Raw genomic sequence first — 9,429 nt, 5'->3', positions numbered from 1 at the left:
CTGCTCGGACTTTTCAAACTCATCTCTCGGTAAAATGTCCGTCCTGACTCTCTGCTTGGACTTTTTGTTACCAATCATCCCTCATAATGACCTTTAATCAAAACGCAAAATCTTACCCAGCCTCCAAGAGAATCTCTACACAAAAAAAAAGAAAGGGAACCGCTCCCCTTTCTCAAAATATATATGTTTACCCCTTAGATTAACCCTTTAAAGTATCCCCTTACTGAAAAAAGTCGCTGAACTGATTGAAGTTCCCCTGTAAAAAGTCGAACGCGATGCTCGGCGCGACTCCAAACAACACAGTCGCCACTACGCACACGCCGATAACAATGCCGAGACCTGCTGGCAGCTTGATTTTTGCCTCTTGGTCTGCAGCTGGTCGGAAGAACATTTGCACGAGCACGCCGAAATAGTAGAAATACGATACGACTGTTGTCGCAATCATAATGGACACTAACACATAGCGTGCAGGTTCTACGGCAAGCGCACCCATGAAAATGTTAAGCTTCCCGATAAAGCCGGCTGTTCCCGGAATTCCCGCCAAGCTGAGAATAAATACAGCCATCGAAAGCGCCAAAATCGGTGCCTTTTTGTACAATCCCGCAAATTGGGAAATATCCTCTGATCCTGTTTTTTGCGTGATCAGCTGGATAATCGCAAATGCCCCAAGGTTCATGAACAAGTATGCTCCTAAATAGAACCAAAGTGTATCAAAAATAAAGACTGATAACGATGCGACTACAACAAGCAGATAGCCCGCCTGTGCAATACTTGAGTATGCGAATAGACGCTTAATGTTTTTCTGTCTTAACGCTATCACGTTTCCAATAATCATCGTTGCAGCTGCTAGGAAGGCAATGTAATCCTGAACCTTCATAAAGAGCGGCATTGAATTTGGAATGTCTGAAGATGGTGTACTTAAGAACACCACAAGCATAATTCGAATGAGAATGATAAAGCCGGCTGTTTTTGAAACGACGCTCAAGAAAGCCGTAACAGGTGTCGGCGCTCCTTGGTACACATCAGGTGCCCACATATGGAACGGAGCCGTTGCCAATTTAAATGACAGCCCGACAAAAATCATGAATAAAGCAAGACCCATTAGATAGATGTGCTGCGGGTTCGTTAATGCCATTAACCCCCGAGCCATTTCAAGTAGGTTTGTTGTCCCTGTAAGACCATACACATAGCTCATACCGAAAAGAGTAATCGCGGTCGAAATTCCGCCATTAATGACGTATTTCATAGAAGACTCGTTCGATAGAGTATTTTTCTTGCGAAGGCCCGCAAGGATATAAGATGGAATCGAAAGCAACTCAAGGCCGACAAACAGCGTAATTAAATCGCCGCTTGAAGACATGATCATCGTTCCGAGCAGGGCGGCAAGGAATAAATAGAAGAACTCTCCTCGATATTCAGTTAGCCCTTCCTTCGGTTCATAGCTCGTTGCCAGAATCATAACAAGCGCAGCTCCCAATAACAATAGCAGCTTAAATGCCTTCGCGAAAGAATCGAGTCTAAACGTATCATACAGAATCGATTCCGCTCCGAGCCCAAACAAGCTGAATAAGGAAGCAAGTGCGGCTAGAATCCCCGCAAGTCCAAGCCAACCAAGGATTTTTCGATTCACCGTCTTCGGCATAAATAAATCTAATAATGATAGTAAAGTGGCTACACCGAGGATGATGAACTCAGGTGTCATGATGCTCCATTTATATGATAATAATTCTGTAAGATCCATCCTTCATCACCCTCCTATCCCAAGCATGATCGTTTCAAGTGTGGATGTTAGCGGCTCGCTTAGTACACTTGGGTACACACCAATTAATACAATAATCACTAGTAAAACTAAAGCTGGAACCCATTCTCTGCCGCGAAGATCGGTTACACCCGCAAATTCACGATGGGCTTTTCCATAAGTAATGCCAAGAACTGCACGCAGAAGGTAAACGGCAGTCAAAATAATTCCTAGTGCTCCTACCGCTGCTAAAACCGGCATTTCTTTAAATAGACCAAGGAAGGCCATAAATTCACTCACAAATCCGGACATTCCAGGCATTCCGAGTGATGCCATTGCTCCAGCTAGCAGGAAGCCAGCTGTGATCGGCATTCCCTTTGCCAATCCGCCAAGGTTTTGGATGATGGATGTATCCAGACGCTCGTAAAATACCCCAACAAGGAAGAATAGAAGTGCTGCAATCAAACCATGTGATACCACTTGGAAGATGGCTCCTTGAATGCCTGCCTCGTTCATCGCGCCTAATCCAATTAACACAATTCCCATATGGGAAATAGAGGAATAAGCAAGGACCATTTTGAAATCTGTCTGAATCAATGCTAAGAATGCACCGTATAACAGGTTCACAACTCCGAGAACAGCGATTAAGACCGCTAATTCCTGGAACTGCTCTGGGAAAATCCCTATTCCAAAACGGATGATCCCGTAAGCCCCAATTTTCAGCAAGATACCCGCATGGAGCATAACAACCGATGGAGATGCCTGTACGTGAACGCGAACCATCCAGCTATGCAGCGGGAAGATTGGCAGCTTAACGCCAAATGCTATTAACAAGGCAATCAGCAAGCCCATTTTAGTCCCTTCCGAGAATACGGCATGATTGACGTCAGCATGCATAATAGCCATTAATGCGTCAATATTAGACGTTCCTGTACGGGAAAATAGCACCATAATCACAATGAGAAGCACTGCAGATCCTAATCCGTTATAAATTAAGAAGCTGAATGCTGCTTTTTCTTTTTCAAAATAACCCCATTTTCCAATCAGGAAGAAGGTCGGAATTAATGTAATTTCGAAAAAGATGAAGAATAGAATTAAGTTTTCGGCAGCGAACACACCAAGCATTCCTACTTCTAATAGAAGGAACAGCATAAAATAGCCTTTCCATTCTTTTTTAATATACATAGAAGCAATGGCTGCAAGAGTGGACAGTATCGCTGTCAGCACGACCATAATAAGGGAGAACCCATCTACCCCAAGCTCGTAATTTATCGAGAATAAATCCCCTAAACGGTTCGGGTCGCCAAATTGAACCCAGCGCACATTCTCGCTTAAATCAGCTAGAGAAGCTCCGGCACGATATTGAAAAAATGCCACTAGCGACAAAATCAGTGCTGGAAGAGTTGCTAGGAAACCGACCGTCTTAATAACCGATTCCTTTGTGTTCGGAATCAATGATAAAACTAAAACACCAACTAAAGGGGAGAATACTAAGATTGATAAGAAATAAGCGGAATTCATCTTAAATACCCCCCTGTTACCGCAAATACGACTACTAAAATAGCTAATCCTACAAAAGCGACCGTTCCATATCTTTGTACTTGGCCATCCTGGAACTTCGAACCTAGTTTTCCAAGGGCGACTACTGTTCCAGCTACTCCTTTGACAACGCCTTCAACAAGGAAGGTTTCGATGTAGCGAAGGAAAATACTGAAGAACTTCGTCACCTTTAAGACGGTCAGCTCGTAAAACTCATCGATATAGTATTTGTTATATAAAATATTGTACATCGTTTCGGCACCAAGCCAGTTGCGTGAAAGTGAACGCTTGCTGTAAATCATCCAAGCTAGGAATATACCAAGCAGGGATACAACAGTTGCGACTATCATAATCCACGCTGGACCTTCAATATGTCCGTGACCGAGCGCCGGATTTCCGTCTACTAACCAATCACCAAGGAACGTTCCGAACCATGGTGTATTGACATAACCTGCCACAACAGCAAGGACTCCGAGAATCATCATCGGGACCGTCATCACACTTGGAGACTCCTTCGCATGGCTCATATCGCTACGCGATTCGCCCGAAAACACCATGAAGAACAGGCGGAACATATAGAATGCTGTAAAGAATGCAGCCACTACTGCAAGCCAGAACAATACTGTATTGCCGTGTGCCCATGCAGCAATTAAGATTTCATCCTTACTGAAGAATCCTGAAAATAACGGAACCCCGCTGATCGCCAATGTTCCAATTAAGAACAGAGGACCTGTGACACGAAGCTTCTTCCATAGTCCGCCCATTTTCTCAATATCCTGTGTATGAACGGCATGGATGACACTTCCTGCAGCAAGGAAAAGCAATGCTTTAAAGAAAGCGTGAGTCATTAAGTGGAACACACCCGCCACATAGCCGGCAGATCCAAGCGCCAGCATCATATATCCAAGCTGGCTGACAGTTGAGTAGGCTAGCACTCTTTTAATATCCGTTTGCACAAGACCAATGCTCGCTGCAAAAATCGCAGTAATTGCTCCAATGACAGCTACGGTCATGAGCGCGGTTTCGCTTGCTGTGAAAAGCGGGAACAAAGCCGCTACTAAATAAACCCCTGCTGCAACCATTGTCGCGGCGTGGATTAACGCTGATACTGGTGTTGGACCTTCCATCGCGTCCGGAAGCCATGTGTGAAGCGGAAATTGACCAGACTTCCCAATAGCTCCAACAAAAATCAAAATCGCTGTTAAGGTAATCATTGTTGTTGAAATCGATCCAGCAGCCACAGCCGCAAAGATTTCATCATATTCAAAGCTGCCTACCTGCCAGAATAAGAGAATCATTCCGATTAAAAGGCCCACATCCCCAATACGCGTCATGATAAACGCCTTTTTCGCAGCCTTCTTTGCTTCATCTTTATAAAAGTAGAAGCCAATCAATAGGAATGAGCCTAAGCCGACAAGCTCCCAGAAAATATACGTTTGCAATAGGTTAGGAGATAGTACAAGCCCTAGCATCGCAAAGGTAAATAACCCTAAATATGAATAGTAAACATGAAGTCTCTCATCCCCGTGCATATATCCCTTTGAATATGTATGAACAAGGAAACTGACGAGTGAGACGATTACTAGCATTAATGCATTTAACTGGTTTACTTCAAAACCCGCTGTTAACTGAACATCCCCAATTGTCAGCCAAACAGCTTCTGCCTTATGGGTTGGTGACGAAAATCTTTCAAACAGCACCAACAACGAGTAGACAAGAGATGCAAGCGAAAGCAGAATTCCTATGTAAGCACTCGCATCCTTAAGCCGTTTGCCGAAAAAGACTAGGAATAAGAACGATAAAAGCGGGAAAAGCGGTATGATCCATGCATTCTCCATCAATATCACAATCCCCTTTTTTGAACACGCTGGTAAGTTTTGTCCGTCTGTAAGGTCAGCGTGTTAGATTGAGGCAGGTTATACTTAAAGCGGGCTTTTTTAGCGCAAGGAAATAGTTATATGACTTATTTCCTATTAAAACACACATTATTTCCCGGAAAAATATTTTACTAGTATAACAAGCAGCCTCTTTTATTCGTGAAAAGCATTCCTTAATGCTTCAATGTGTTCATTTCATCAATATTAACGGTTTTCCGATTGCGGTAAAGGGCAATCAAGATCGCTACGCCAACAGCCACTTCTGCTGCGGCAACTGTCATGACAAATAAGGCGAAGATCTGACCTGTAATCGCAGGCGCAGCCCCAAACTTACTGAAGGCTACTAGGTTGATATTAACTGCATTTAGCATTAGCTCAATCGAAATTAAGACAATCACTGCATTTCTTTTCGTCAAAGCACCATATAAACCGATACAGAATAAGATTAACGCTAAGGCAAGATACGCTGAAATGGGAACTGAGCTCATTCCTTCTTCGCTCCCTTCTCATCATCTTTCCTCGCTAAAACAATTGCGCCGATCAGAGCTGCCAATAGTAAAACAGAAGTTAATTCAAATGGAATGATGTATTTAGAATAAAGCGCCAATCCAATTTGCTCTGTATTATTTTCATGCAAGTTATTCGGCAATTGTCCGAAATCCAGGTTGTAAATACCGATATAGACTGCAAACGCGAATCCTAATACCCCCAAAAACAACAATACCTTTCGGACGATTCCTGTTTTTGGCTCACTCACATCGTTATGACGGGTCAGCATAATTCCAAATAACATAATGATTGTAATGGCACCGGAATAAAGTAAAATTTGGGCTGCAGCAAGAAACTCTGCAGATAATAAAACAAAGATTCCCGCAATGCTAATAAAAGTAAATACTAGCGCCACTACCATATGCACAACTTTGGTAAGGTTCAATAAAAGCACGCCGCCCATGACTGCCACTACTGCTAGTGACATAAACGCAAGAAATTCACCTGAAAACGTCATGCTTTATTCTCCTTCCGTATATTCTCATCATTTTCATCCAGCCATTCGAGGTTTTTGAACAAATCATCCCTGCTGTATTCTGCCAGTTCAAAGTTATTCGTCATAATAATAGCCTCTGTTGGACAAACCTCTGTGCACAAATCACATAGAATACAAATCTCAAAGTTAATATCATACGTATCAATAATTTTTCCTTTTTTCGCCGGATCCGGATGCTTTTTACCTGTCAGCTGGATACATTCAGTCGGGCAAATGTTCGCACACTGATTACAAACGATACATTTTTCCGGATAAAATTTTTGTATTCCGCGGAATCGGTCAGGCAGCGGAAGAGGCTCATTCGGATAATCATATGTGACCTTTTTGCGGGTCAAGTTTTTTAGGGTATATGATAAACCTTTCGCTAATCCAAGCATGTTTTTTCACCCCTTGAATATTAAAAGTGTAAGGCTTTTTAAAATAGGTTTAGCAATTCTTTTAATAGTGCGGTTAAGAAAATATTGGCTAATGCAATTGGCAGGAGAACCTTCCAGCCAAATTCCATTAATTGGTCTGCGCGTACACGCGGGAATGTAGAACGGAACCACAGTAGTATGAAGATAACCAATGTGAATTTAAGTGCGAACCATACTGCACCCGGGATAAATCCTAAGAACGGAAGCGGCAGCCATCCGCCTAAGAACAACACAGTTGTCAGAGCAGCCATCGCAAATAGGTACACATATTCTGCTAGCATGAAAAATGCCCAGCGGAAGCCGGAATATTCGACATGGAACCCGGCAACGAGCTCAGATTCTGATTCTGGCAAGTCAAATGGTACACGATTTAATTCGGCAACAGATGCAATGAAGAAAACGATAAAGGCGATTGGCTGCCAGACGATGAACCAGCCATTTCTTTGTGCATCTACGATATCATTTAAATTTAAGCTTCCTGATAGAAGGATGACGCCGACAACAGACATAACGAGCGGGATTTCATAGGAAATCATCTGTGCCGCTGCACGCATTCCTCCAAGGAGAGCATATTTATTGTTTGAAGCCCATGCTCCTGTTACAATTCCTACTGTAGTGATACCGGAAACGGCGATATAGTAAAGCAGGCCCACTCCGATATCAGCAAATTGAAACTTGTCTGTAAAAGGAATCGTTGCGAGCACCATGAAGGCTGGCGCAAACGCAATGACAGGAGCTAAGATAAATAACGGACGGTCCGCAAGCTTAGGAATAATGTCTTCTTTTAAAAGAAGTTTAAGAACGTCAGCAACTGTTTGTAATAACCCCCAGCGTCCGCCGACTTGGTTAGGACCATGGCGCATTTGCATATATCCCATTACTTTACGCTCTGCTAATATACAATAGGTGACGAAGCCTAAAACCACTAATAGTAAAACGGCGGCTAATAAGAAGAAAATACCGAAATTTAATAATCCGGGACTAGAGTGCAATAGTTCTTCTATCATTAACCGTCCACCTCCCCGAGGACAATATCAATTCCTCCTAAAATTACAATCATGTTCGCCATGTTTTCGCCTTCAAGCAGCTTAGGGAGAATTTGCAGATTATAGAAGGACGGTCTTCTGAACTTTAAGCGATACGGTTCTTTTTTCCCGTCACTGTAAATATAGCAGCCAATTTCTCCGCGTGGAGATTCGATTCTGACAAATGCTTCTCCTTTTGGCGCCTTAATAATCTTAGGGACCTTAGCCATGATTTCTCCCTCTGCCGGGAATTGTTCACACGCCTGTTCAAGAATTTTGAGCGACTCTTCAATCTCTTCTAATCGAACATGATAGCGTGCCCATGCATCCCCTTCTTCTCGAGTAACCACATTAAAATCAAATCGGTCATAAATGGAATATGGCTCATCCTTACGAAGATCCCATTTTACTCCGGTACAGCGAAGTGTCGGTCCGCTTAATGAATAATGGATGGCATCTTCTTTCGTATAAACGCCTACACCCTTCACTCGGTTCATGAAAATTTCATTTCCTGTCACAAGCTGATGATAACCGACCAGCTGCTCACGCATATAAGGAATAAATTCTTTTACCTTCTCAACCCAGCCCTCTGGTGCGTCCCATTTCACTCCGCCTACACGCATGTAGTTAAAAGTTAAGCGCGCGCCCGAAAGCTCGTTCAGCATGTTAATGATCATTTCCCTTTCCCGGAATGCATATATGAAGGGACTTGTTGCCCCAAGGTCCAGTAAAAAAGTACCCCATGAAACTAAGTGACTGGCAACTCTTCCAAGCTCCATCGCCATGACACGAAGGTATTCAGCCCGTTCAGGAACCTCGATGCCCATCATTGTTTCAACTGCGTGGCAGATTACATAGTTATTGGTCATTGCTGAAAGATAATCCATCCGGTCTGTATACGGGATAATCTGTGTATATTGGAGATCTTCAGCCAACTTCTCCGTTCCACGGTGCAAATAACCGATGACTGGCTTCGCTTCTTTTATGATTTCCCCATCAATTTTGACAACGAGACGAAATACACCGTGCGTACTTGGATGCTGAGGACCCACATTTAAGACCATTTCTTCAGTACGAATCACTGGTTACACCTCCACATCATACGGTTCGTAGTCTTTTCTTAACGGATGGCCAATCCAATCATCTCCAAGGAGAATCCGATACAGATTCGGGTGACCTGTAAATTTAATGCCTAATAGATCATAGGCTTCACATTCAGGCCAATTTGCCCCTGCCCATAATGGCACCAGTGACTCAATGGTTGGTTCATCACGATCAATCTTTACTTTTAGCGCAACTGACTGTCTATTTTTATATGAATATAAGTGAACATAAACTTCCATATGTGTTTCAAAATCTGTCCCATGAATTTCAGATAAGTAATCAAATCCTAGCTGCTCATTGTATTTAAGAAATTCAGCAAGCTTGTAGTAGGATTCTTTCTTCGCCACTAAGGTCGGAACATCTTTTGATAAACTATTGATATAGTAATCTTCCAGCACATCTTGTCCGAGGTGGTCTCCGATAACCTTCACATACTTATCGAGATAAGGCTGATTTGGTGACGGTTTCTTTTCCTCTGCAGGTTCAGCTGCGGCTTTTCCACCAGCTTTTTCCTTCGCGGCCGCGGCTGCGGCTGCTTTTGCTTTCGCAGCGGCAATCGCCTTCGCCTTCTCATCATCACCGGCTCCACTACCAGCTCCGGCTGTTGCCTTCGCTTTAGCTGCAGCGGCAGCCTTGGCTTTTGCGGCTGCAATCGCTTTCGCTTTTTCATCGTCACCGGCTGGTG

At 43.4% G+C, this 9,429-nt stretch carries 9 protein-coding genes; all 9 read right to left on the bottom strand.

What is annotated here, in order from left to right; all coding sequences use genetic code 11:
- Positions 1–220: 220 nt before the first annotated feature.
- Positions 221–1,741: an NADH-quinone oxidoreductase subunit NuoN gene (gene nuoN / locus V7122_RS19860; RefSeq protein ID WP_335528547.1), complete on the bottom strand. Its 1,521-nt coding sequence runs from the start codon at positions 1,739–1,741 to the stop codon at positions 221–223.
- Between the two features lie 6 nt (positions 1,742–1,747).
- Entirely contained in the window at positions 1,748–3,259 is a 1,512-nt protein-coding gene (locus V7122_RS19855) for a complex I subunit 4 family protein (RefSeq protein ID WP_335528544.1), read from the bottom strand.
- The gene (gene nuoL / locus V7122_RS19850) at positions 3,256–5,118 is read right to left on the bottom strand and encodes an NADH-quinone oxidoreductase subunit L (RefSeq protein ID WP_335528542.1); all 1,863 of its coding nucleotides are present in this window, start codon (positions 5,116–5,118) and stop codon (positions 3,256–3,258) included. Before nuoL ends, V7122_RS19855 begins: the two co-directional genes overlap by 4 nt.
- 209 nt (positions 5,119–5,327) lie before the next feature.
- Positions 5,328–5,642, bottom strand: a complete 315-nt coding sequence (gene nuoK, locus V7122_RS19845) for an NADH-quinone oxidoreductase subunit NuoK (protein ID WP_335346689.1) — start codon at positions 5,640–5,642, stop codon at positions 5,328–5,330.
- Positions 5,639–6,160: an NADH-quinone oxidoreductase subunit J gene (locus tag V7122_RS19840; RefSeq protein WP_335528540.1), complete on the bottom strand. Its 522-nt coding sequence runs from the start codon at positions 6,158–6,160 to the stop codon at positions 5,639–5,641. The genes nuoK and V7122_RS19840 overlap by 4 nt, the downstream gene beginning before the upstream one ends.
- The gene (gene nuoI, locus V7122_RS19835) at positions 6,157–6,576 is read right to left on the bottom strand and encodes an NADH-quinone oxidoreductase subunit NuoI (RefSeq protein ID WP_335346687.1); all 420 of its coding nucleotides are present in this window, start codon (positions 6,574–6,576) and stop codon (positions 6,157–6,159) included. Before nuoI ends, V7122_RS19840 begins: the two co-directional genes overlap by 4 nt.
- Positions 6,577–6,614: 38 nt before the next feature.
- Complete coding sequence (gene nuoH / locus V7122_RS19830) at positions 6,615–7,622, bottom strand: NADH-quinone oxidoreductase subunit NuoH (RefSeq protein WP_335346686.1); 1,008 nt, start codon at positions 7,620–7,622, stop codon at positions 6,615–6,617.
- A complete protein-coding gene (locus tag V7122_RS19825; protein WP_335346685.1) occupies positions 7,622–8,722 on the bottom strand; it encodes an NADH-quinone oxidoreductase subunit D in 1,101 nt (366 codons plus the stop codon). The genes nuoH and V7122_RS19825 overlap by 1 nt, the downstream gene beginning before the upstream one ends.
- Positions 8,723–8,725: 3 nt before the next feature.
- Positions 8,726–9,429, bottom strand: a 704-nt coding sequence (locus V7122_RS19820) for an NADH-quinone oxidoreductase subunit C (RefSeq protein WP_335528533.1), incomplete at its 5' end; no start/stop codon positions are given.

Source organism: Bacillus sp. JJ1532 (genome assembly GCF_036965085.1).
Taxonomy (GTDB): domain Bacteria; phylum Bacillota; class Bacilli; order Bacillales; family Cytobacillaceae; genus Cytobacillus.
This window is presented reverse-complemented; position numbering and strand designations above follow the sequence as displayed.

What these genes read in the sequence shown, in the direction of transcription:
- nuoN (WP_335528547.1), bottom strand. Translation starts at nt 1,741, where the DNA reads ATGGATCTTACAGAATTATTATCATATAAATGGAGCATCATGACACCT.
- V7122_RS19855 (WP_335528544.1), bottom strand. Translation starts at nt 3,259, where the DNA reads ATGAATTCCGCTTATTTCTTATCAATCTTAGTATTCTCCCCTTTAGTT.
- nuoK (WP_335346689.1), bottom strand. Translation starts at nt 5,642, where the DNA reads ATGAGCTCAGTTCCCATTTCAGCGTATCTTGCCTTAGCGTTAATCTTA.
- V7122_RS19840 (WP_335528540.1), bottom strand. Translation starts at nt 6,160, where the DNA reads ATGACGTTTTCAGGTGAATTTCTTGCGTTTATGTCACTAGCAGTAGTG.
- nuoI (WP_335346687.1), bottom strand. Translation starts at nt 6,576, where the DNA reads ATGCTTGGATTAGCGAAAGGTTTATCATATACCCTAAAAAACTTGACC.
- nuoH (WP_335346686.1), bottom strand. Translation starts at nt 7,622, where the DNA reads ATGATAGAAGAACTATTGCACTCTAGTCCCGGATTATTAAATTTCGGT.